This is a genomic window from Nostoc linckia z4, from assembly GCF_002608075.1.
Lineage (GTDB): Bacteria > Cyanobacteriota > Cyanobacteriia > Cyanobacteriales > Nostocaceae > Nostoc > Nostoc linckia.
In genome coordinates, this window is the sequence record NZ_LAHA01000020.1 from 15,215 (window position 1) to 40,822 (window position 25,608).

Consider the following 25,608-nt stretch of genomic DNA (forward strand, 5'->3'; position numbering starts at 1 on the left):
CTGTTGATTTTTACAAAAATCCTCTAGTTAAGAAACAGGCACTAATAATAAGCAACTGTAGTTATCACTTCAAAGCCGCACCTTAAAAAAATCTTTTTTCACATGCAACGCCCAGTTATTACAAACCCACGCTTTAAAAGGTGGGTTTCCTCTTCCTTCTTCACTATTTCCTATTCCCTGTTTAGCAATCGCAAAAAATAACATGTTAAGACTGTTATTTGACTACCGTTGACAATCAACAGTGAACAGTCAACACCGATTTTGTTCACAACTAAAATAGGATTGCCATATCTCACATATTTAAAAATCCACTACTTTGGAAATAATTTAAATATTTCCTAATTAATTCTGTATTCATTGATGGACATCTGGTAGACGTATCAGCAATTGCATTTAGTGTATTGCGACAGTCTAAATCAGCAGTATTTTGATATAGCTCCCAAGCAGCTACTTGTTGATTCACTTTTTCGGTGAACATAGGCAAAAGAGGGAATAAAGGATTTGATTGGGAATACTGAGCTTGATTAATTAACTTCTCTGTCCATTGAGAATAGGGTACTTTCTGAAGCTGGTATCCACAAGCCGATATCAACTCAAATAATTGAATTAAATCGATGTTTTCTGATGGTAAAGGTACTATATGAAAAGCCTTTCCTAAAGATTCTGGCTTTTGAGATATTGTGACAATGGCTTTACTAGCATAATCTACAGTAATTAAATCTTGTTTTTGATTAATTAATTCTGGAAAACTACCTACTTGGATACAACCTTTAATTAATCTCGATATGAAATCATCTGTATTAGTTACACCAGTTTGGGAATGACCCATTAAAAATCCCGACCTGATGACTGTTACAGGGATTCCTCTAGATTTAGCAATCCAAACAAGTTTTTCAGCCACCCATTTACTTTGTGTATAGCCAATTTCTTGAGAAAGATAAGGTTCACTTTTATCAATATCATCATCCTCATAAACGATATCTATTCCATTTAAACAAGCCATTGCCCCAAAAACAGCCATTGTTGAGATGTAGTGTACTGGCTTGATTTTTTGTTGACACGCTAATCTCAGAACTTCTTGCGTACCAAGAACATTTGCTGCCTTAACTACAGAATATGGTTTAGCAAAGTTGACTTGAGCGCCACTATGATAAATAACGTCGATTTGTGCTGCTAACTTTTCAAATTGCTCTAGAGAGATACCAAAACCAGATAAAGCTAAATCTCCTGGTATGGGAATGATTCTAGAGCTTTGCCTTGCATCCCAAATTAAATATTTTTCTAGGGTTTCCTTTAGTCTTTTAAAACCTTCAGTTTCGTTTTTAGCACGCACCAGACAATATATTTTTGCCTGAGTTTGCTGTAGTAATTCATGTACTAAGAAAGCACCTAAAAAGCCTGTTGCTCCTGTGAGGAAAATATGGCTTGGCTGAGTGATATCCTGAGTAAATACTGTCGGAGAATAGATGTTTGCATCGAGTACAGCTTCAGCTTGGAGATTAACAACAGTATTGAGAACAGTAGTGTCTTGTTGATGGAGTTTTTCAAGAATTTGGCTGAGTCCTTCGATGGTTTGCTGCTCAAAAATACATCTGACTGGCAGTTCTACTTGAAAAGTTTCTCGTACAGACATGATTAACTGAGTTGCTAATAGGGAATTACCACCGAGTTCAAAGAAATTATCTTGAATTCCCACAGCATCGCTACCCAATACCTTAGTCCAAATAGCAACCATTTTCTCTTCGGTAGGAGTACGAGGTTTAATTAATGTAGCTTCTAGGGTGGTTCTGGATCGATCTGGGGCAGGTAGCGATCGCCGATCTAACTTACCATTAGGTGTTAGTGGCAATTTCTCTAAGCATACAAAGGCTGTAGGCACCATGTATTCCGGTAGCTTTTGTTCCAGAAAACGGCGGAGTTCCACTGCTATTTTGCGGCTAAATTTGCTCTGTAGAGGTTGATTGGCATAGTAATTCCAAGGTTGAATAGAAACTGCATCTTCATCAGCAGTGGCTACCCCTTCAACTTTTTCTCTGTGGCGATGTCTAAAAACTACGTCGTAACAATCAACTAAACTCGATTCCGACCAAGTAATATGCAGCAAATAAGGTAAATCTTCGCTCAAATTCCACAATTCTTCCGGATCGATACCAATTTGGGGAAGTTGTTCTAAATGCGATCGCAATTCTTCTACAGTCTTCGGCATATCTGCGCTATTGAGCAATTCTATAGTTTTCACTTCCTGAATTACTCTGGCATTGGGTACATTTTTAATTCCTAGAATCTCTGGCTGAGTTGCTAATAACAGATGGCGAACAGATGACAAAGTTAGCTGTTGCTGTTGCCAATCCAACCAAGTAATTCCAACAGTGTCATCGCTATTAGTTCCTATATGTAAAATTGCATCGTAGCGGAATTTTGTCATTTCATTGTGATGCTGACCCCGTTTGAGTTCAATTTCCACGCGACCAATCTTAGGCAAATGTTGTTGCAATGCCCGAAAAAAGTCTGGGTGAATTACCAATTCTTCCTCTTGGTTAAGGCGTTGGCGAATCTGCTCTTGTAATTGGATTGTGGAAAGTGTGGATGATGCTTGATACAGTGCTACAGAAGTGTGGTAAGCCTCTAGTAAAGGTAGACTGCGTACATCTCCAATAAATATCAAACCACCAGGCTCCACAGCATTAACAGCTCCCGTCAAAACTTGCAGCAAATAGTCAATGCTAGGAAAATACTGAATTACCGAATTGATAATTACCGTATCGAAGGTATTAGCTTCAATACCTGCAAAATTGTCAGCCGGTCTGGGTAACAAAGTCAGTTGCGGCCAATCTGGATGGGACATTTGCAGCCGTTGGATTTGTCGCAGTGCTTCCGGTGCAAAATCAGTACCCCAATATTTACTGCAATGGGAAATAATTCTGCATAGCAACAAACCCGTACCGCAACCAATTTCTAGTACTTGGCTTGGTTGTAAAGAAAGAATGCGTTCAACAGTACAATCTACCCACTCACGCATTTGTGCGGCGGGAATAGGCAAACCCGTATAACTACTGTTCCAACCAATAGTATTGAATACTTGGTTTTCTTCCTTAGTAGTTTGTTTGTAGGTTTGATCGTAAATTGTTTGCCACTGGGAAAGGTGTTCGGTTTGCCAATTTGCTAATAATGGAGCATTCTCATCTTGTTGATTTTGCACCACATAAGCCACTAAACGCTTTTGTCCAGGTACATCTTCCCGATCTATGACCACAGCTGTTTTCACTGAAGGATGTTGCGCCAAAACCCCTTCAATCTCTCCTAATTCAATTCGGAAACCACGAATTTTTACTTGGTGGTCGATACGACTGAGATACTCGATATTGCCATCGGGGAGATAACGAACTAAATCCCCCGTTTTGTAAAGGCGATCGCTTGCTTGTGATTTATGAAATAAATTAGGAATAAATCGAGCATCTGTAAGGTCAGGACGATTGAAATAACCACGCGCCAAACCAGCACCACCAATGTAGAGTTCTCCTGGTACACCTACAGGCACGGGTTGTAACTGAGAGTCAAGTATATAAAACTGAGTATTGGCCATGGGGCGACCAATTAGAACTTGTCCGTCTTCAGATACAACTTTATATGTTGCTGACCAAATGGTAGTTTCAGTGGGGCCATAAAGGTTCCATAAGGTAGCACATCGCTGTTGCAACTGTTGAGCTAATTTTTTCGGCAAAGCTTCCCCGCCACACAGGATTTTTAAATTTTTTCTGCCTTGCCAACCTGCTTCTAGAAGCAGTTGCCAAGTGGCTGGGGTTGCTTGCATGACGGTAACGCCATTGGTTAATTTTGCCATTAACGCTGTGCCATCCATAGCCTCTTCCCGACTGGCCATCATCACACAAGCACCGAGAGTCATGGGTAGGAAAATTTCGAGTACGGCAATATCAAAGGATAAAGTAGTAACCGAAAGCAGTATGTCTTGCTCTGTCAGTTCCAAATGCTGACCCATGAAGTGGAGGAAATTAACCACAGAACGGTGCATAATTTGTACACCCTTCGGTTTGCCAGTGGAACCGGAGGTGTAGATTACATAAGCTAAGTTCTCAGAATTAGCATTACCATCGAGATTATCTTGGCTTTGTGTTGTAATATCCTGCCAGTCTCGATCCAAACAAACAATCTGCCCTTGATGTTCGGGAAGTTGTGCCAACAAATGTTGCTGGGTTAAAAGTACTGATAGCTGGGAGTCTGACAGCATTAAAGATAAACGCTGTTGGGGATAAGCTGGATCTAGAGGTATATAAGCCCCACCAGCTTTGAGAATCCCCAGCAGAGCTACAATCTTCTCCAAAGAACGTTCTAAACAAATCCCCACCAATACATCCGGCCCTACACCTAAAGCTTGTAAATGACGGGCTAACTGATTGGCTCTAGCATTCAACTCGCGATAGGTTATTTGTTGATTTGCAAATGTCGCCGCTACAGAATCCGGTACACGCTGTACTTGGGCTTCAAATAGTTGATGAATGCAAATTTGTTGGGGGAAATCACTTTGAGTTTGATTCCATTCCACCAATAATTGTTGGCATTCAGCAGATGTTAAAAGCGGTAAGTCTGCAATCTTCTGGTCTGGATTAGCGACAATTCCCGCAACTAAAGTTTGGAAATTTTCCCCTAACCGAGAGATAGTGGCAACATCAAATAAGTCAGTACTGTATTCAAACCAGCCACTAATTCCTTCTGGGGTTTCAAATAATTCTAGGAATAAATCAAACTTCGCTGTACCATTGTGTTCCAAGCGATGATTGATTGTTAAACCAGAAAGTTCCAAAGCTTGCATAGGTACATTTTGCAGCGCAAAGCAAATTTGGAATAAAGGATGGCGGCTTAAATCCCGCTCTGGTTCTAGTTCTTCTACCAGTTTTTCAAAGGGTATATCTTGGTGAGCGTAAGCTTCTAAAGTGACTTCTCGGACTTGTTTGAGCAGCTGGCGGAAGGTGGGAGAACCAGAAAAATCACTGCGTAGTATTAAAGTGTTAACAAAGAATCCGATTAAACTTTCAATTTCCTGATGATGACGGTTGGCAATTAAAGAACCTACTGGAATGTCTTCGCTACTCGTATAGCGGTATAACAATGTTTGAAATGCTGCCAACAGAGTCATAAATAAGGTACATCCCTCTTGCTGGCTAAACCGAATTACTGCCTCGCTGAGAGATTTAGAGAATGCTAAAGGTTGACGCGCCCCGCGATAAGTTTGAATGGCTGGACGGGGACGATAACTGGGTAACTGTAAAATGGGTAAATCTGCTAATTGTTGCTTCCAATAACTTAGTTGCTCTGATATGACTTTTCCTTGCAACCATTGTTGTTGCCAAACAGCAAAGTCGGCATACTGAATGTTTAATTCACCTAAAGGAGAAGGTAAACCATTGGCAAAACTTTGATACAGCAATGTCAATTCTCGAAACAATACGCCCACAGACCAACCATCAAAAATAATGTGGTGAATGCTCAAAAGCAGTAGAGATTCTTCTGCATCTATCTGGATTAAGGTTGCTCGCAATAACGGCCCCCGGTTGATATTAAATGGTTGCTGGAACTCTTCAATCTTCAATCGCCCAATTTCTATATCTTTTTCTAATTCAGATAAACAACGCAAATCAACCAGATGTATAGGTACACTCACAGCAGGAGCAATAATTTGTACAGACTGCCCATTTAATGAAGCAAAAGTGGTGCGTAAAACTTCGTGCCGCCGCACAATTTCGTTGATGCTTTGCTCTAAAGCTTTCACATTTACCCGACCAAACAAGCGAAAACTTTGGGGAAAATTGTAAAGGGGACTGTCAGGTAACAGCTGTTCGAGAAACCACAATCTCTGCTGGGCAAAGGAAAGAGGTAAGTTTTGGTTGCGGGTTACAGGTGCTAGTGCCCAAGTGCGCCATTCTTGATGTTGCTTGAGTTGCACTTCGATACTTTCAGCCAAGCCCTCAACGGAAGGTGCATCGAATAAACGCCGTAATGGTATATCCAATTGATAGGTATCTCGAATGCGAGAAGTTACCTGTGTGGCTAACAGTGAGTGTCCCCCCATCTCGAAAAAGTTATCGTGGACGCTAATGTGCTGCAAGTTTAAAACTTCCTGCCAAATTTTTGTGAGTACTTCCTCAACGGCGGTACGAGGTAAAACAAAATCTTGCTCTGAATTCCATCGGTTGCTGTGTGGTACTGGTAGGGAGCGACGATCTACTTTGCCGTTGGGTGTGAGTGGCAATGCATTTAACATCACAAAACTTGAAGGCAGCATATAATCTGGTAACTTCTGTTGGAGAAATCTCCGAAGATTACCACTAATTGTCCGCTGCAAGGTTTTCCATAGATGTTGGGTTTCTAAGATATGGTCTATGCTTTGGTTAAAGAAGACTTTTTCACTGGGTGTGAGAGTCAACTCAACACCAGCCCGCTTACCCCGACTCCAAGCAACGCAGCCATTTAACCAAAGTTCTTCTGATATTATTGGCAACTTAAGACAAATACGGACTTGTTTACCTCTTGCCCAACTAAATGGCACATCTACTAAGCACACGCCACCATTGGAAATATCTTCTGTTTGCAGTTCTACTATCCGATTGTCATCAGTCTCTACTCGGCAAAGACTTTGGTAAGGTACTCGTTCGGGAATTAAGTTGGAAACAATATAAGCAACTAAACGTTTGTTTCCAGGCACATCCTCACGCGCTATGACTGCGGCTTCGCGCACATCAGGATGTTGCAATAATATTGTCTCGATTTCTCCTAACTCTATACGGAAGCCGCGAATCTTCACTTGTTGGTCTATCCGACCGAGGTATTCTATATTCCCATTTGGTAAGTAACAAGCCAAATCGCCTGTTTTATACAAGCGATGGGATGTAGCGTCAGGATTGGGAATAAAGCGTTCGTTAGTTAAATCTGGTCGATGGAGATAACCCCTAGCTAAACTATCGCCACCAATGTATAACTCTCCTGGAACACCGATAGGAACTGGCTTTAATTGACTATCGAGTATGTAGATTTGAGTGTTAGCTATGGGACGACCTATGGAGGGATAAGTAGGCCAGGAATCAGGATTCTTATCTAATGTTAAAGCTGTGACCACATGGGTTTCTGATGGCCCGTAGTGGTTGTGAAATGAGCAGTGTGGCAAGGATTTGAATAATTTGACAATGGCTGGAGTAATTTGCAATTGCTCGCCTGTGGTGGTAACTTCTTTGAGGCTAGTAAATAATTCCCAGCCAGACGCAGCTAGTTCTGCCATTTGCTGTAGTATGACCACAGGCAAAATCGCTTTTTCAATTTCTTGGTTGTGAATAAAGTGAGCTAAAGCTGTGGTGTCCCGGCGCAAGTTTTCTGATATCAGAAACAAAGTTCCCCCGGAACACCAAGCCGCAAACATTTCATGAAAGCTAGCATCAAAGCTCAAGGAGGCAAATTGTAGGGTACGGACGCCTGTTAATAGTGAGTTTAAATGCCATTGCAATAAATTCACTAAAGGACGATGAGCTAAACAAATACCCTTCGGTCTGCCTGTTGAGCCAGAGGTGTAGATGATATATGCTAAATTCTCTGCTGTGACTTCTGTGGAGGGATTTTCCTGGCTGTATTGATTTATCTTGTCCCAGTCGGTATCTAAACAAATAACTTGTGCTTGATGTTTGGGAAGCTCTGATAATAATTGCTGCTGTGTGAGTAATATGGATATCTGCGTATCCTCAATCATGAAAGCTAAACGCTCTTGGGGATATGCCGGATCTAGTGGTAAATAAGCAGCACCAGCTTTGAGAACCGCCAAAACTGCGATCGCCATTTCCAATGTTCTCTCTACACAGATTCCCACAGGCATATCTGGTTTCACACCCAAGGAATGCAAATAATGTGCTAACTGATTCGCTCGCTGATTGAGGTTCTGGTAAGTGAGTGAAGATTGTTCCGAGTGATTTTCTGCTTCTTGGATGACAGCTAAGGTATGTGGCGATCGCTCCACCTGCGCTTCAAATAGTTGATGAACGCATTTATCTAATGCATAGTTAGTATTGGTCTGATTCCAATTGTCTAATAACTCTTTTTTCTCACTTGGTGACAAGAGCTTGAGTTGATGAAAATACTCTGAATTTTGAATAATCTGATTTGCTAAAAATAGTAATCTCTCTAATACTTTTATATAAACAAAAGAAGCTTCATTATAAAATATTTCCATTTCTAAAGTTTCTAAAAAATCATTAATTATCAGATGAATTTCATTATCAGCAAAGGAATTATGAATAGTTAATCTAAGATGTTCTTCAGTCAGAGGTAGATTAATAATACTGAAGTTATAAAAATTGTAGAAAAATTTTAATTGTTCGTCTTTGATAATTTTGGTTTGCAGGAAAACAGAAATGTTTTGATAATGTTGCAAATTTTTGCGATAATCACTGATATAAGCAACATAATCCAAAATTTTGGAGTTTTTATCCAGCTTATTTTCAGGTATAATAATAGGAACTACTTGATAAAGACAACCTAAAACATCCAGATTTTGCTGCTCTCTTTTACCGATAATGTCGTAAAATACAAAATCTCCTGGTGCTTGTAAATACTTACTCAAATAAATACCATACACAGATTTAAAAAAAGCTGGCAGACTACATTTATTTAATTGGCAGTATTTTCTAATTTCTGCTAGCTGATTACCAGTGATTTGTATTTTTTGAGATTGAGGTTTATTTTTTTCTTTCGGTTTTATATAAGACGTAACGGGAGTAATTTTACTTAAAGATTCCTGCCAATAATCCTGAATTTCTTGAGTATCAAATCTCAGCAGATGCTCCTCAACACCATCATAAAAAGAGCTAACTTCAAATTTTACAGGTATGTTACCCGCTTTTAAATCTAAATAGACTTTTCCAACTCTTTCAAAGAAAACTTTACCAGAATATCCATCAAAAAGAATATGAGGTGCACCTAAAATAGCAGTGTAATTGCCGTGTTGTTCTTTAACTAAAATATTTTTAAATAAATAATCTTTGTTTAATTCTACCTTGACTTTAATTTTATCTTGGATAATTTTCTCTAAATTATGATAATTATTATGTTCTATATCGATAAATTCAAAATGAATGTCAGCATTTTTATCTACAAATTGAAAAGCCTCATTTCGGTAAAAAATAAATTTAGTTTTAATTGTGTCATCTGCTTGACAGACAATTTTGACTGCCTGTTCCCAAATAAATCGATCTAAATTTGCAGGTAACTTTATCGATAACCCTAAACTAAAAATAGTACTATCCGGATGAAGTATATTATCCAGATATAAGTCTCTTTGTGTAGTTGTTAACCGGGAAAGTTTTCCAATTCTTGATGATTCAAACGTCTCATCTAGTATATTTCCTGCTACCAAAGCCATAAATACTTCGGAAATGGAAATAGTAGAAATATCTGTATCGTGAGTGTTGTTAATCATAAATCAAGATTCCATCGTGTAAAAAATTACTTGACAAAATTAGAATTCTTCTGATGTACAGGAAGTTCAATTAAAAACTCAGTTCCTTGTTCTGGGATTGAGGAACAAGTTAATTTACCTGCATGTTTGTCTACAATGATTTTGTAACTAATAGATAGTCCTAACCCAGTACCTTGACCGATAGGTTTAGTAGTAAAGAAAGGATTAAAAATTTGTGAAATAATCTCTGGAGTCATCCCAAGTCCATTATCAGCAATCCGAATTAATAGCGAGTTTTCCTCTAATAATTCAGTAGTGATTTTGATGTAAGCCGGATTTATTTGAGTTTCTGCTAATGAACGGACAGAGTTATACTCTTCTAAAGCATCAATAGCATTAACTAGCAAATTCATAAATGCTTGATTGAGTTGACTGGGATAACAGTCTACTAATGGTAAACAGCCATAATTTTTAATAATCTTAATCTTAGAATTTCCGGAGTCATTTTTGAGTCGATGCTGTAAGATGAGCAAGGTATTATCAATACCGTCATGAATATTAACTGCCTTGATTTCTGCTTCATCTAAACGTGAAAAGTTACGTAAGCTGAGAACTATCTGCCGGATGCGATCGGCCCCGACTTTCATGGAAGATAATAATTTGGGTAAATCTTCGAGCAAAAATTCCAAATCGATATCTTGTTGTTCTGCTAGCATTTGAGGAGTTAAATCAGGTGATACTTGCTCGTAAATTTTGATTAAACTTAATATATCTTGAGTGTATTCACTGGCATGAGTAATATTGCCATAAATGAAGTTAATTGGGTTATTAATTTCATGAGCTATACCAGCAACTAATTGGCCTAAACTAGACATTTTTTCCTTTTGAATCATCTGTAATTGTGTAGCTTGTAGTTGCTGTAGTGCAAATTCTAGCTGTTGTGCTTGTTCTTCTAAACGCAGATTTTTTTCATGTAATTCCTGCGTTCTGGCTTCGACTTTTAGCTCCAGATTTTTGCTATAATTTTCTAACTCTTGGTTAGCTTGTTGTAAATTATCGTTAACTTTAGATAAATTAGTATAAAGCTTTGCATTTTGAATAGAAATAGCTGCTTGAGAAGCCAAAATTTTTAAAACTTCTAAGCGTTCAGTAGTAAATGCATTTGCTGTCAAATTATTTTGTAAATATAAAATTCCAATAAGTTTACTTTGATAAATTATTGGCATACATAAAATAGACTTACATTGATTGTTGATAATATAAGAATCGCTAACAAATATTCCTTCGTTACTCGCATTACCAAGAACTAAACTTTCCTTAGTTCTGGCAACATAGTTAATGACTGATACTGGCAAATATTGAGTATTATCTAAAGGAATTGAAGTTTCTAATAAGAGTCTATTGTTATTAACACTGACCACAGCTTCTATTACCATTTGACCATTTTTTTCTAAAAGGAAGCAACTGCTTTGGGCACCAGCATTTTCCATAACAATGGTCATTAACTTTGCAAGCAAATTATCTAGTTTGATTTCACTAGAAATCGCTTGAGAAGCTTTAAATACTGTATTTAAATCAAAAGCTGCTAAATTATTTATTTTGCTGGAAGTAGTAGGTAAACCAGCCTTAAAACTCGATGATTCTTGATTTAATCTTAACGGGCAATAGTCTGGATATTTTGATTCTAATTCACTAACTTTTGTAGTAGCTCCCCAACGTATATATGCATGATAAGATTCTTTTAGATAAAAAATAGCCTGCTTGTCTCTACCACGAGAAAAGTAAAATTCGGCTGCTAATTCATTGGCTAGTGCTTCTTCTTGCACATATCTTTGTTCTTTTGCTCCTTGAATAGCTAGCTCATAATACTCCATGGCTACGAAGATATGTCCTAAAATTCGTGCTTTTTCTGCCTCTATTAAATTGTATTTATGTTGATAATTAGCCGGAGCATGACTAGCCCATAACTCCATTTTTTCTTGATTGGCATTGATAATAGCTAGATATTGTTGTTGAATTTCCGGTTCAACATTGGGATATAAACCAATCAAAGCTAAAGAATAATATAAGTTATGGATGCCAACTGACATCATTCCCATAACACCACTTAAATATTCTGAAGCTAATTTAGCATTATCAACTGCTTGAGTGTAATCTTTGAATAAGTAGAATAAAATTATTTTGGCAACATAGACAACAAACAAAGAAGTAGTATTATTAGTATTGTGTAAATATGCCACCATTGATGTTTCATCAAAGCTATCACCAACTAAAAAATATTTATTGGGTGACAAACCTTGTAAATTTAATGATAGTTGATGCCAAACTTTAATATAATTTATTGGAAAATCTAGTTTAAATTTTTTTAGTAAATCGATATATGAAGCTTGTTGTTGAGCTACTAATTCCAGTTGTTCGCCACTGAAAAATATATGACCACAATAGTGAACAGAGCAATAGCCAACATATTCTAGATCTCCAATTTCTAAGGCGCTTTGAATACCTTCTTGTAGAGGAGCAATTGTTTCTCTAATATGCTCTTTCCAATGAATGGTAAAACCATAAAATGGTGCATATACTTTGCTTTTCAGTTCAATAACTTGGAATTGATCTAATATCTGCCAAGCTATTTGACCAGAGTGGTATCCTGCATCAATATTTTCTAGATAGCCACACAAAAGCATACCATAGTAAGCATATCCGTGGGCAGCTAAAGGTGAATGACCGTGCTTGATGCAGAGATTCACAACAGTCAATATGAGCTGGGGAAAATTTGTCTTTGTTGGATTAGCAATAAAAGCAGCACCAGCAATAGTCACAAGGATTTTTAAAGCCGCAAGTATGTAAGGATCTTTAACAACTGGAAAATCTTCTAAATCCTGAAGTTGAGGTAAATTAGCTACAGTAGTTTCCTTAGTTGGTGTCTCTGATAAAGGTATCCCTAGCATTGCGATGGCTTCTAATCCAGTATCAATGGCTTGAAGCATTTGATTTTCAGCCATATAAAACTGAATCTGTAATTGATAAGTCTTTACTATATCGAGAACATTGGTAGCTCTTTCTAAAATAGTTTGAGTGAGGATAGCTGCGCGTTTAAAGTTAGTATTTAAGTATTCTATTTCTACACTTTCTAGATGCAGTCCTAGCATTAAATCATAGTTAGTTTCCCAACTTGATAATTCCAGCAATTCTAATCCAGTTGTTGAATAATTCAAAGCGGCTTCGTATGCTGATGCTGCTTTTGCTTTTTGACTAGCTATCAAATTTAATTTAGCTAGTCTATCTCTTTGAAGCTGCTCGTAAATAAATTCAGTACCAAAATTTAGATGATTGACAATATCAAAAATATTTTCTTCAATTTCTTCTGTTTGATAATATTCTAGTAATAATTGACCAATTTTCAGGTGAGTTTGTTTTTTTTGCGACTCTGGAATCAGAGAATAAGCTGCTTGCTGGACGCGATCGTGTAAAAACTTATACGTAATTTTGAATTCTTGAGAAGCGCAAAATAATGGAATTCTGTAGTTTTCACTTAGTGGTAAGATTAAACTTGCTTGCAGTGCTTCCCACAAATCAGATGCAGTTTCTGACTGAGATTTTTCATTGACAATTGCCAGGATATCTATGCTAAAACGATTTCCTATACAAGCAGCTAATTTTAAAATTTGTTGTGTCTGTTGAGGTAATTTTTTAATATTTCTAGCAATTAAGTCTATAGCATCATAATCTGTAATACCAATTGCTTGAATTTGATTTATCTCCCACTGCCATACTCCATTGTCAAAGTCAAAATTTAATAGTTTTTCCTGATACATAGTTTGGAGTAACTGATTTAATAAAAAAGGATTTCCTTGGGTTTTATTAAAAATGAGATCGGCTAATGCTTTTGTTTTTTCTGTAGAGCTATGAAAGCTATCAGCGATTAATTCACAGACATTTTCAATCTTTAAAGGTTGGAGAATAATATTATTGACAAATTTTCCTGATTTTTGAATTTCATTTATAGTTTGAAATAAATAATGAGTCGATATAACTTCGTTATCCCGATAAGCTCCAATCATTAATAAATATTGGCTATCAGGTTCAACCATCAGTGTCTTAATCAATTTTAAAGAGGCTAAATCTGCCCATTGTAAATCGTCTAAAAATAAAACTAGCGGGTGGTCTTTTTGAGTAAATACCTGAATAAAATTTTGGAATACACGGTTGAAACGATTCTGTGATTCGGTTGCTCCTAGTTGCCGAACAGGTAGCTGTTGACCAACAATTTTTTCAATTCCCGGTATAACATCAATAATAACTTGACCAATGTCGCCAAATGCTTCTAAAAGCTTTTGTTTCCATTTAAGTATTTTTTCTGGGCTTTCTGTTAGTAGTTGTTGGGTTAATTCTTGAAATGCTTGAATTAAAGCAGCATAGGGAATATTCCGCTTTAATTGATCGAATTTGCCGGATATAAAATATCCCCGTTGCCGGATAATAGGTTTATGAATTTCATTAACTAAACAAGATTTACCAATCCCTGCATAACCAGAGACTAACATCATCTCAGATTTTCCAGTGCTGATGCGGTCAAAAGCTGATATGAGACTGACTACTTCTTGTTGGCGTCCATAGAGTTTTTGAGGAATCGTAAATTGGCTAAATTTATCTAATTGTCCAGGAATAAAATTTTCAAACTTGCCATTACTTGTTAATTCTTTGAGACAAATTTCTAAATCTGCTTTTAGTCCTAAGCTACTTTGATATCTTTCTTCAGCAGTTTTAGATAATAATTTCATGACAATATTAGATAAACCCTGTGGAATTTGTGGATTTACTTGATGAGGAGGTATGGGTTGTTTTGCAATATGACAGTGAATTATTTCTAAGATATCAGTGGAATTAAATGGCAACTTGGAAGTTAAAAGTTCATACAAAGTTACGCCTAAAGAGTAAAAATCTGTGCGGTAATCAATTGACCTATTCATCCGCCCTGTTTGCTCTGGAGACATATAAGCAAGTGTTCCTTTGAGCAAATTAGGGTTACTAATAATAGCATTTTCTTTTGATAAACGCGATGCAATGCTAAAATCAGTTATTTTAACTTGTAGTGATTTCGGATTAATAATTATATTTTGTGGCTTAATGTCTTTATGAATAATATGCTGTTCGTGCAAACTAGCAATAATATCTGCTATTTGAATGGCGATTTTTAAGCTATCTATTATGTTCAGTTGAATATGATTATCTATATATTGTTTGAGATTTTGACCTTCAATATCTTCTAAAACTAAAGTAATACAATTTTGAAAATCTTCTAAAGCGTATACTTTAATAATACCTGGTAAATCTATATGTCTAGAAATTTCATATTCATGTTTAAATTCTGTAACATTTTCAAGATTCAAATATTCGCTTTTAAGACTTTTTAAAATGATGTTTTTTTTATTGGGAATATCCAGCGCTCTATAAACAATAGTTTCTAATCCTTCAGAAATTTTTTCTATAATTTTATAGTTGGAATTCGTCATCATTAATTTATATCTTTACTTTCAAATAAATTTGCTAATTTCAGGCTTTTACTTGCAATGTAAATTTTGAATTATATAATTTTATCTCTTATACTTAGCAAGTAATATACATTTACCTAGATTTTACTTTCTTCAAGATTTGATTGTAATCGGCTAATATACTATTGTTTACTAACTTTCGATGCACAAGCTTCTATGTAATTACCGTCTTATTTTCACTCAAAGATAGTAATTTTGACTGGGAGTGGGGAGTAGTGAGTGGGGAATGAAGAGTAATCAGGTATACAAGATTGCAGCAGTGAAAAGAAGAATTTTTATATTTAATTCCCCAGTTAATACCTCATTTATTTGCAAAGTGCTGTATTTTGTTTGAAGGAAACTGCCATTTTAGATAAGAGTCCACAATCTTACTGAGGGTTTTAGTTTTTGCGAAGTTGGTGTAACATACGCTAGAGTACATTACGCTTTGTAAAGCGATCGCTCACTCAAATTCTTCAAAAACAAGACTTAAGCAACTGACATTACACCCAGTCTTAATAAGTAACCAAGAATCTCTCAGTGCGAATTAAATTAAAAACTGCCCTTGCTCAAACCAAGCAAAAGCAGTTTTAACACCAAAGCCCAAAATTAAAAATTTATGCTTCTTCAAGTTCCAATTGAGCCACCGTAACGGCATTAAAAGCAAAAGCTAAAACTAAGGGCATTGGAGACTGGAACCAAAAGGTCACAAGAATAGCGAAGATTGTCCCAATTACCGCTGAGGTAGACCATAATCGTTCTTCAAAAGTTAATCCCTTTTCAGCTTTAATCAATCTGAGAACATGAACAGGAATTGGTTCTGGCATTACACAACCCGGAGGAAAAGCCCAGTAGTTATTACGCCGTTCGACAAATAAATCTGTCCAACCATTTTCTTGGCACCATGCTTCAATCCATTGAAGTGAATAATGATTAATCATCGCAGTTGTCAGTTCTGTTTGTGGATTTGTGTAGTTGGTGAAGATAATCTTTCAGGGATTCCTAGAATTTAACTAATTAAGTCTAAAATTCACTCTATCTCTTGTATTTTTAAGCTTTGTTAAGCAGTTGAGATCTATTACTATCGCTCAAACCTCGCTTTACTTAATTAAAAGCCTAGCAGTTGATAGAATGTGTTTACTTCAAATGACAATAAACTTTACGTGGAAAAATTCCAGGTTAAGAATTGTAAATTAAGTCGTAAGTCTTAGTGCTTAAAAAGTATGTCGTAGGCAGTAGGGAATAGGTATTAGGGAATAAGTCTTTGGAGTTTTATCTAGCTTTACAAAAATCAAAAAATTCCTATACCAATCCTATTTGAGTCGTGAACAATATTACGTGTTAGGGTTGTTGACTGTCAACGGTTAACAGTCAACAACCCTAACACGTAATATTTCACAAATTATTTGGGATTGGTATATGTATCTGAAAAACTACATTTAAAAATCAACGATTGTAAATAAATCAATGCGCGCAGGTATTATATTGAAAGTTAAGAAACTCTAAAAATAAACGAGAGCGGATGGTTATTGACTGTTAACAGTTGCAATGGAATATTTTTAGTTGCAAGTCGCTGATTTGTATCAGTCTTTGGTAATAATTTTGCTGGCAGTTAGAAGCGATGTCTATTTTTATATTACAAAATATTAAGCAGGGAAATTGTAGATTCCCCAAATTTAACACCGGGATTGTGAATACTCAACAGTCAACACTCAAAATGGGGTAAGCTGACAATGCAGCGATTGTACACGAAATTGGCTCTAGATATGTTTTGGCGGCAAGGATTAGCGTTACTTGTAGGAATTATGATATGGTGCGTGGCTTATCCTGCACTGGCAGTAGACTGGACTCATCCACTTTCATTTAGTAATGCACAGTTGTCAAGACGTGATTTTTCTGGTCAAAATTTACAAGCTGCGGAATTTTCCAACGCCAATATGGAATTCGCTAATTTTACCAACGCTGATTTGCGGGGAGCAGTATTGAGCGCTTCGGTGATGACACAGGTAAATCTGCACGCAGCCGATTTAACGAATGCAATGGTGGATCAGGTAAACTTGACTAAAGCAGATTTGAGCGATGCAGTCCTCAAAGAAGCCCTTTTGCTCCGGGCCATATTTAATGATGTGAATATAGACGGTGCAGATTTTACAGATGCAATTTTGGATAAAGCACAAATCAAAGAACTATGTGCAAAAGCTAGTGGTGTGAATTCCAAAACAGGCGTGCAAACTCGTGATTCTCTGGGATGTTAATGAAACGTGTAGGTGTAATTGGTGGCGGACAACTTGCCTGGATGATGGCAGATGCAGCACAGAAGCTAGGAATAGAATTAGTAGTACAAACTCCTAGTGGAGGCGATCCTGCGGTTTCAATCGCCCAGGAAATTGTTTTTGCTGCGGTAGATGATGCCAATGCTACAGAAATATTAGCAAAAAAATGCGATGTCATCACCTTTGAAAATGAATTTGTCAACTTAGATGCTTTATCTGTTTTAGAAAAGCAAGGAGTTTGTTTTCGTCCAAGATTGAATGCATTAACTCCTCTTTTAGATAAATATCATCAGCGCTGCTATTTAAGGGATTTAGGTTTAGCAGTTCCGCAATTTTTCGCCGTTGAAGAAACTGAAAATCTCAAATCTCAAATAGAATATTTAGGTTTTCCTGTAGTTCTCAAATCCCGACGCCACGGTTATGATGGTCAGGGTACTTTCATCATCAAAGACTCTGCTACTTTAGAAGACAAATTAAGTCATGAAACTATAACAAAAGCCGCAAATCAATCGCTTTTCTTGTTAGAGGAATTTGTACCTTTTGTCAAAGAACTAGCAGTCATAGCAGCTCGTTCCTTAGATGGGGAAATTGTCATCTATCCAGTGGTAGAAACTCAACAAGAACAACAAGTGTGTCGGCGAGTAATTGCGCCAGCTGAAATTTCGCCCGATGGAGTAGCACAAATACAAGCGATCGCCCATACTTTATTGAATAGCCTGCAAGTAGTAGGAGTTTTTGGGATTGAGTTATTTCTGAGTGCTGATGGTAAAGTGTTAGTCAATGAAATTGCTCCCCGTACTCATAATTCTGGACATTTTTCCCTTGATGCCTGTGAAACTTCCCAGTTTGAACAACAGCTTAGGGCAGTTTGTGGTTTATCCTTGGGGAATCCGAGTTTACAGTCTCCTGGCGCTGTGATGGTGAATTTGTTGGGGTATGAAAATTCTGACAGCGATTACCAAAATCAACGCCAACAAATAGCAGAAATTCCCCAAGCCCACATCCATTGGTATGGGAAAACTCAATCTCGTCCTGGGAGAAAGTTGGGGCATGTCACCGTTTTGCTGGATAATCAAAATCGAGAACAGGCGATCGCACTTGCCCAAACAATAGAATCCATCTGGTATCCCCAGTGAATTTGGCAGAAACTTTCGATGTTGGACACACAACATCTTTTTGAAGGCTATAATGAGTTAGTTGCACTACGACGTTGGTGACTGCCATCAAGTTTTTTGATCTATGCCTTTAAAGAAAAGGGAGTCAACTAGTCTCGTGGCAGTAGACCGGGCATGTACCCGGAAACTTTAAACGAGAAACTTAGATTCCCACCTGGTTTAACCAGGTCATAAACTTAGGTAAAACGGCGTCGCGGTGAACTCAAAATTATTAGCTCCCAAACTCAGTTAGGATTTGGGAGCTTTAATTATTTAAATTAAGGACTTGCAAGTAAAAAAATATTCCGTTGCTATTGTTCACTGTTGACTGTTGACAGTAGATTTTGATTTTGATGCAACAGGCGTTAGCTCAACAAAGCTGTGGAGTCAATACAGTTCGGATAAGCAGTATGAACTTCCCTTGTAGTCTGGGAAAAGGTTAAGGGGTAAGGGTAAAGCATGTATTTAAAACCTTTTCCCTTTCCCCTTTTCCCTTTCCCCTTTCCCCTTTCCCCTTTTCCCTTTCCCCTTTTCCCTTTCCCCTTTTCCCTTTCCCCTTTCCCCTTTCCCCTTTCCCCTTTCCCCGAACCGTATTGGCTATGCAGTCTACTCCAATTTGCAGATACCTGCTAATAAAAACAAAATCTGTATAACATGATTCTAATTTAGGTGACAATCAGAGTTAAAATCGCAAAATTGAATGAAATTGTGGTTAAAGCTACAAAAAATTGTCACAACAAATAACTGATACTGCATTCCCAGCTTCGGTCTTCCGACTGGACAGTGGCTTAACGTTTATTCATCAAGAAATTCCCACTACCCCTGTAGTTGTGGCGGATGTTTGGGTGCGTGCTGGAACAAGCCTAGAGCCAAAACCGTGGTTTGGTATGGCGCACTTTTTAGAACACATGATTTTTAAAGGTACGCCAACGTTACCCCCTGGAATGTTCGACCACAACGTTGAAAACCGGGGAGGCGTCAGTAATGCAGCAACTAGCTATGATTACGCTCATTATTCACTTACCACAGCTGCGCCTTATTTGCAAGATACCCTGCCGTACTTGGGAGAATTACTGTTGAATGCTGCAATTCCAGAAGATGAATTTAGCCGCGAACGGGACGTAGTATTAGAGGAAATCCGTTCGTGCAATGACGATTCTGACTGGATAGGATTCCAAGCTTTGATTGGCAGTATTTATGGGCGTCACCCTTACGGACGGTCTGTGTTGGGAACTGAGAAAGAACTCATGCAGCACTCACCAGAAGCAATGCGCTGTTTTCATCGTGCCCACTACCAACCGAAAAACATGACAGTGGTAATTGCAGGGGGCATAGCTCAAGAAGCAGCTTGGAAATTAGTAAATCATTCATTTACTGATTTTGCCGAACCTTCTGATTGTCCGCAGTTTGAAAAAGTTGCAGACCCAATAATAACAGAAATTCGTCGTCAAGAACTAGCTTTACCACGCATAGAGCAAGCGCGATTGTTAATGGCATGGCTGGTACCGGGAGTAGAAGAAATCCGCACTGCCTATGGCTTGGATTTATTATCAGTGTTATTAGCAGAAGGGCGGACTTCGCGTTTAGTACGGGAGTTGCGGGAAGATTTGCAATTAGTACAGGGAATTTGTAGTAATTTTTCTTTGCAACGAGAATCAAGTTTATTTACAATTACCGCTTGGTTAGAACCAGAAAATGTGGAAAAAGTAGAATCCTTGATTCGGGATCGTTTACATAAATTACAGACTCAGGAAATTAATCAACAAGAACTAGCGCGATCGCGCAGGGTACTATGTAACGAGTATGCCTTTTCCACGGAAACACCAAATCAACTAACAGGACTTTACGGATACTACAATACAATAGCCCAAGCCGAATTAGCCGTGACATATCCCCAAGAGATTCAATCTTTTGATGCCCCAGAACTGCAAAAATTAGCCCAAAAATATCTCTCCCCAGAAAAATATGCCGTTACTGTACTTAGGCCTTGTTAAGTATGAGGAGACAAATCAATTCAAAATTAAAAATAAAAGAACTTTTAGTTTTTGACTTTTACCTTTTGACTTTTTAATGCCCAATGCCCAATGACTAAGGACAAATAACAAATGACAACCTTGCTGCAAAAGTCGCCTATCCATCGCACTGTATTAAACAATGGTATTGTCGTGCTAGTAGCAGAAAACCCGGCTGCGGACATTATTGCGGCGCGAATTTTTATACGTGCCGGCAGTTGTAATGAAAACCAAGAACAAGCAGGGTTGGCACATTTGCTATCAGCAGTGATGACTAAGGGATGCAATGGACTTTCTAGCTTGGAAATTGCTGAAAAAGTCGAGTCTGTGGGGGCGAGTTTAAGTGCAGATGCGACTTCTGATTATTTTTTGCTATCTTTCAAGACGGTAACATCGGATTTTCCTGAAATTTTAACTTTAGCAGGACAGCTTTTGCGATCGCCTACTTTTCCTGAAGTTCAAGTGGAACTAGAACGGCGTTTAGCACTACAAGATATTCGTTCGCAAAAAGAGCAACCTTTTACTGTCGCCTTTGAACAATTGCGGCAAACAATGTACCAAAATCATCCCTACGCCATGTCGGTGTTAGGAGATGAAACAACCATGAGCCGCTTAACTCGTGCCGACTTAGTACAGTATCATCAAACTTATTTCCGTCCTGATAATCTGGTAATTAGTATTGCTGGTCGAGTCACCTCCACAGAGGCAGTAGCATTAGTAACAGATATTTTTGGGGATTGGCAAGTCCCAGGAGTAGCGCTGCCAACACTCAATTTACCTGAAATTAAGGTGGAACCACAGGTAACCTTAAAGCCACAACAAACGCAACAATCAATTGTGATGCTTGGTTATATGGGCACATCTGTGAGTTCTCCTGACTATGCAGCGCTGAAGTTGCTGTGTACCTACTTGGGGAATGGACTTTCTAGTCGTTTGTTTGTCGAATTGCGGGAAAAACGAGGTTTAGCTTATGAGGTATCTGCTTTTTACTCTACTAGGCTATACCCAGCATCCTTTGTAGTTTATATGGGCACAGCACCGGAGAATACCACCACAGCCTTAGAAGGACTGCGTACAGAAGTAGATTTATTATCTATCACCGAAATCAGCCCAAGTGCCCTGCAAGCTGCTAAAAACAAGATTTTGGGACAGTACGCATTGGGTAAACAAACCAACGGACAAATTGCTCAGATATACGGTTGGTATGAAATTTTGGGGTTAGGAATTGATTTTGACATCAAGTTTCAACAACTGATTGCGGCTGTGGATGCCCAAGATGCCATTGCTGCTGCTTCCAAATATTTAAAACAACCTTATGTGTCATTAGTTGGCCAAGAAGCAGCAATTAATGAAGCGATCGCATAAGGTAGATGATGTGCATCAAGCGTAGGCCGTCTAGCTTGAAAACTTGCAGCGGAAGTTCCCTCTGGTTCAAACTTTTCAAGGCAGACATCGCTTTGTGCAACAGCTGTTTTTTACACCAAGCCGCTGTACCATTAGCATCAGAATTCTGGGAGTGAAAATTCCATGCAACACAGCCTGACAGCAAGTATTTTGAGTTACTTAAAATTACTAGATCCAACTGTAAATTGCTGTAATATGGAAAAACGGCAAAAGGGTTTGTGGACAAAGAGATCTAAGTCTTTATCAGCAACTCAAATACTCCTGTTCTCCACTACACCTCTGTTCATTGCTGCCTCTGCTTTAGTATCAATTGCAGCCCCGCAAACAATAGCCCAAGTAAACCCCGCAGATAGTATCAGCCGTCCCACGCTGAAAGTTGGTAGCCAAGGCGAACGGGTATCTGAACTTCAAGCAGCTTTGAGACTTTTGGGTTTTTACTCCGGGGAAATAGACGGTGTATATAGTGAAAATACAGCTAGTGCTGTTTCTCGATTTAAACAAGCAGCTGGCTTAAATCCAGATGGCATCGTTGATAGCACCACATGGCAAAGACTTTTTCCTAGAGAACCAATAGCAGCATCGACAGTTCCTACATCTGGGCAAAGATTTAACTCAGCGACAAATTTTCCCGTTCCAACTCAAACTACCAGCCTCACCAACGTTGCAAATCCCAATCCCAACCCACCGAGACGGGCTGTAACCCAAGTTCCCACCAACCCCAATCCACCAAAAAAAGCTGCAACACAAGCTAATACCAACCCCAAACCACCAAAGAAAGCTGCAACACAAGCCAATACCAGTCCCAAACCACCAAAGAAAGCTACAACACAAAGTGCTACTAGTCCTGAACCAAGGCCTGCTACCCCAAGACAAGCTCAAAAAACACCGAATCGCACTACATCAACTACTCGAACCCAGCCAACTACACGTAGCGGACAAACCACCCGAACTCAGTCAATTACAAGTACAAAGCGCACCCCTGGTATTCAATACACCTCAGAAGGATTACCAATTTTGCGTCTCGGCTTACGTGGTTCGGAAGTAGTCAAATTACAACAACAACTGAAAAAGCTTGGTTACTTAAAAGGCGATGTCGATGGAGACTTTGGCGCGACAACCGAGGCTGCTGTCAAAGCTGTACAAAAGCGCTATGGTTTAGAACCTGACGGCGTAGCTGGTGGGGCTACTTGGGAAATTCTTTTGCGGCGTTAGGGAACTTGAAATCAGAATTATTCAACTTTGGGGATGAGGGAGTAAATTCTTCCTTGTCCTTTTTATCTTCAGGACTTACGCCTGGCGTCCCTTTATCCCAGTGTCCTCTTCAATTAGGTACATCCTGGAATACGATAAAGATACTGGGATTAAAAGTATTTCTCGATGCCAGCAGGAGGCTATTCTCACTCTGACTCCTGTTAGTGTAGCGGGATTCTGAATTCTGACTCCTAACTTAGGGTTAATTGTTCTAAAAAAACTTATGCGACACTTTTTATTCACTTGGCTCGGTACGGCGGTGGCGCTGTTTATTACTGCTAATATCGTTCCGGGATTCTTTATCAAGAATTTTGTGGCTGCCTTGGTTGCTGCTATTGTTATTGGTTTAGTTAACGCATTTATCAGACCGATTTTGCAGATTTTAACTTTTCCAATTACCTTGCTCACTTTTGGTTTATTTACATTAGTAATTAATGCCTTAACCCTCTGGTTAGCAAGTGCCCTAACTCCGGGTTCTGGATTTGAAATTCAGGGCTTTTTACCTGCTTTTTTTGGCTCAATTGTACTAGCAATTGTTTCTAGTATTATTAACTATTTTTTGAGAGTTGTTGAATAGAAAAATCACTAACAAAAAGCATCTTGGGCAACAGCTAGCGTTACAGCTCCTAGTTGCCCTTTTAATTGGAAAATTCGTTTGGTAACTAATAATTTAACCTGCAATTGTTCTGCATCAATAGAGAAAGAATCAGTGAATAAAAAGTTGAGTTTAGTGGCTGCAACAATGGCCGCTGCTTCTGCTACGCTGGGTATACCTACTTTTTGGTGAGTAATTTTACTAGGGTTGGGAACCAAGACACGGTGAAGAATTTCAGCAGAAAAAGTTTTTAGGGGCAAATTGTGTCGGTTGCAAAATTCCACTAAGCCGACTTCTGAGGCTTTAATATCAATGGTAGCAATACCCGCGATCGCACTTTGGCAAAGTCGATTTTCTTCAAATACTTTCTCAATTGCCAAATCAATTAATTGCCATGAAGTTCCCCGTTGACAACCAATTCCTACCCATAAAATCTGCTGCACCTGATAAATTTCCTAATTAAGTTTGTGTTTTTCACTCCAATAACCAACCAAACAAATCTCCCACCGTCAGCTTCAATTCACTTGCAAAATCTGGCACGGGAAGTAAAGCTTGTAGTTCATCCAACATCACTGGCTGTTGATTGCGTATATAGACGAATACCGTTTGTTCTTCTGGATCGATCAGCCAACCCATTTGTGTTTCATAATTCAGGCAATGCAGAATATTTTTTGTAACTTTAGTTTGTCTTTGATCGGGTGATAGAATCTCGATAGTCCAATCGGGAGCGGCTTGGAAAACGTTGGCAACTTGGCCATTTTCATCACGGGGAATTCTTTCCCAAGTAAATACAGCCACATCTGGGACAATCGATCTACCACCAAACGTACACCGCAGTTCTGGAAAAGCACGAGCAATTCGCTTGGGCTTGACGCTTAAGTTGATAATGCTAACCATTTCACCTTGAATTATACTGTGCTTCCCCTGTGCCATTGGTTTTTGAATAATTTGACCATCGATGTATTCACTAGCAGGCTTGGTTTCTGGCAGCATCAAAAACTCTGCCAAAGTTATGTCTTTTGATGGTGTCCGTACCATTTGCGATCCTCCAACAAAATACTCTTTGATAAATCTACCAATTCTAAACTGATTAGTCGCGACACTGGCAATGGCAAAGTCAAAACAAGCGGAGGTTTTGATATGGCTCAAACTTTACCCAAACTATTGACTTTTGAAGAATTTATTGCATGGCTGCCGGAAAATTCCGGAAAACGGTACGAATTACACGATGGGATAATTGTAGAAATGTCTCAACCAAGCGGAAAGCATGAAAAAGTGACGGGATTTTTAGCAGGAGAAATTACCGTTGAATATAAGCGCTTGAAACTGCCATACTTTATTCCCAAAACAGCTTTAGTAAAACCACCAAGAAAATCATCCGGTTACTTGCCAGATATCGTATTAATCAACGATGCTAATTTGCAAAATGAGGAATTGTGGGAAAAAGAGTCTACCGTGACTCAAAGTGAATCGATTCCTTTGGTCATTGAAGTTGTAAGTACAAACTGGGAAGATGATTATTACACAAAATTAGGGAATTATGTTCGCGTAGCGTCTCGAAGAGAAGCCATGAAAATTCCTGAATATTGGATCGTTGATTATGCAGCTCTAGGAGCCAGAAAGTTTATTGGTAACCCCAAACAACCAACCATTTCTATTTATCATTTAGTTGATGAAGAATATCAAGTTACTCAATTTAGAAATTTGGAACGTATTATATCCCCTACTTTACCAGATTTAAACCTGACTGCTAATCAAATTTTCAATGGTGCTTTGTAGAGTATTTTTGACCTACCTTTCAAAAAAAATCACATAACCATCTTGTGTCACTATTTCAAAGCTGGTAATTGTTACGGCATAATTTATTTGTTTGATGGTTATTTAAGCTGAAAAATTATCTCTTACTCCCCAAAAGTTGGAATAGAGAACAGAAAACT

The 25,608-nt window shown here is 38.3% G+C and carries 12 protein-coding genes and 1 other RNA gene; 8 read left to right on the plus strand and 5 right to left on the minus strand.

The annotated features are described in order from the left end of the window. Nucleotides 1–292: 292 nt before the first annotated feature. The 3 genes from VF06_RS42740 to VF06_RS17095 all read right to left on the minus strand — a co-directional run bounded on the left by VF06_RS42740 (nucleotide 293) and on the right by VF06_RS17095 (nucleotide 15,923). Nucleotides 293–9,472, minus strand: a complete 9,180-nt coding sequence (locus VF06_RS42740; RefSeq protein WP_099069893.1) for a non-ribosomal peptide synthetase — start codon at nucleotides 9,470–9,472, stop codon at nucleotides 293–295. Between the two features lie 26 nt (nucleotides 9,473–9,498). Next, the gene (locus VF06_RS17090; RefSeq protein ID WP_099069894.1) at nucleotides 9,499–14,967 is read right to left on the minus strand and encodes an ATP-binding sensor histidine kinase; all 5,469 of its coding nucleotides are present in this window, start codon (nucleotides 14,965–14,967) and stop codon (nucleotides 9,499–9,501) included. A gap of 632 nt (nucleotides 14,968–15,599) precedes the next feature. Next, nucleotides 15,600–15,923: a slr1957 family protein gene (locus tag VF06_RS17095; RefSeq protein ID WP_180267402.1), complete on the minus strand. Its 324-nt coding sequence runs from the start codon at nucleotides 15,921–15,923 to the stop codon at nucleotides 15,600–15,602. Nucleotides 15,924–16,748: 825 nt separating this feature from the next. Here VF06_RS17095 and VF06_RS17100 point away from each other — a divergent pair. The 7 genes from VF06_RS17100 (at nucleotide 16,749) to VF06_RS17135 (ending at nucleotide 23,653) form a co-directional block, all read left to right on the plus strand. Then, complete coding sequence (locus tag VF06_RS17100) at nucleotides 16,749–17,237, plus strand: pentapeptide repeat-containing protein (protein WP_099069895.1); 489 nt, start codon at nucleotides 16,749–16,751, stop codon at nucleotides 17,235–17,237. Then, complete coding sequence (locus tag VF06_RS17105; RefSeq protein ID WP_099069912.1) at nucleotides 17,237–18,391, plus strand: 5-(carboxyamino)imidazole ribonucleotide synthase; 1,155 nt, start codon at nucleotides 17,237–17,239, stop codon at nucleotides 18,389–18,391. The genes VF06_RS17100 and VF06_RS17105 overlap by 1 nt, the downstream gene beginning before the upstream one ends. A 60-nt stretch (nucleotides 18,392–18,451) precedes the next feature. Next, a non-coding RNA gene (ssrS, locus tag VF06_RS17110) (6S RNA) lies at nucleotides 18,452–18,634 on the plus strand. A 503-nt stretch (nucleotides 18,635–19,137) separates the two neighbouring features. Further along, complete coding sequence (locus VF06_RS17120; RefSeq protein ID WP_099069897.1) at nucleotides 19,138–20,403, plus strand: M16 family metallopeptidase; 1,266 nt, start codon at nucleotides 19,138–19,140, stop codon at nucleotides 20,401–20,403. 111 nt (nucleotides 20,404–20,514) lie between these two features. Next, a complete protein-coding gene (locus tag VF06_RS17125) occupies nucleotides 20,515–21,786 on the plus strand; it encodes a M16 family metallopeptidase (RefSeq protein WP_099069898.1) in 1,272 nt (423 codons plus the stop codon). Nucleotides 21,787–21,948: 162 nt separating this feature from the next. After that, nucleotides 21,949–23,037: a peptidoglycan-binding domain-containing protein gene (locus VF06_RS17130; protein WP_143861787.1), complete on the plus strand. Its 1,089-nt coding sequence runs from the start codon at nucleotides 21,949–21,951 to the stop codon at nucleotides 23,035–23,037. A 262-nt stretch (nucleotides 23,038–23,299) separates the two neighbouring features. Further along, the gene (locus VF06_RS17135; protein WP_099069899.1) at nucleotides 23,300–23,653 is read left to right on the plus strand and encodes a phage holin family protein; all 354 of its coding nucleotides are present in this window, start codon (nucleotides 23,300–23,302) and stop codon (nucleotides 23,651–23,653) included. A gap of 8 nt (nucleotides 23,654–23,661) precedes the next feature. Here VF06_RS17135 and VF06_RS17140 read toward each other — a convergent pair whose 3' ends face one another. Both VF06_RS17140 and VF06_RS17145 read right to left on the minus strand, forming a co-directional pair. Continuing rightward, entirely contained in the window at nucleotides 23,662–24,114 is a 453-nt protein-coding gene (locus tag VF06_RS17140) for a cobalamin biosynthesis protein (RefSeq protein ID WP_099069900.1), read from the minus strand. Nucleotides 24,115–24,145: 31 nt separating this feature from the next. After that, entirely contained in the window at nucleotides 24,146–24,709 is a 564-nt protein-coding gene (locus VF06_RS17145) for a Uma2 family endonuclease (protein WP_099069901.1), read from the minus strand. 102 nt (nucleotides 24,710–24,811) lie between these two features. Between VF06_RS17145 and VF06_RS17150 the strand changes: the two genes are divergently transcribed. Then, entirely contained in the window at nucleotides 24,812–25,450 is a 639-nt protein-coding gene (locus tag VF06_RS17150) for a Uma2 family endonuclease (protein WP_099069914.1), read from the plus strand. Nucleotides 25,451–25,608: the final 158 nt, after the last annotated feature.

Excerpts from the sequence above, each read along its gene's own strand:
- VF06_RS17135 (WP_099069899.1), top strand. The coding sequence starts at position 23,300 with ATGCGACACTTTTTATTCACTTGGCTCGGTACGGCGGTGGCGCTGTTT.
- VF06_RS17130 (WP_143861787.1), top strand. The coding sequence starts at position 21,949 with ATGCAACACAGCCTGACAGCAAGTATTTTGAGTTACTTAAAATTACTA.
- VF06_RS17090 (WP_099069894.1), bottom strand. The coding sequence starts at position 14,967 with ATGATGACGAATTCCAACTATAAAATTATAGAAAAAATTTCTGAAGGA.
- VF06_RS17105 (WP_099069912.1), top strand. The coding sequence starts at position 17,237 with ATGAAACGTGTAGGTGTAATTGGTGGCGGACAACTTGCCTGGATGATG.
- VF06_RS17100 (WP_099069895.1), top strand. The coding sequence starts at position 16,749 with ATGTTTTGGCGGCAAGGATTAGCGTTACTTGTAGGAATTATGATATGG.
- VF06_RS17145 (WP_099069901.1), bottom strand. The coding sequence starts at position 24,709 with ATGGTACGGACACCATCAAAAGACATAACTTTGGCAGAGTTTTTGATG.
- VF06_RS42740 (WP_099069893.1), bottom strand. The coding sequence starts at position 9,472 with ATGATTAACAACACTCACGATACAGATATTTCTACTATTTCCATTTCC.
- VF06_RS17150 (WP_099069914.1), top strand. The coding sequence starts at position 24,812 with ATGGCTCAAACTTTACCCAAACTATTGACTTTTGAAGAATTTATTGCA.
- VF06_RS17095 (WP_180267402.1), bottom strand. The coding sequence starts at position 15,923 with ATGATTAATCATTATTCACTTCAATGGATTGAAGCATGGTGCCAAGAA.
- VF06_RS17125 (WP_099069898.1), top strand. The coding sequence starts at position 20,515 with ATGACAACCTTGCTGCAAAAGTCGCCTATCCATCGCACTGTATTAAAC.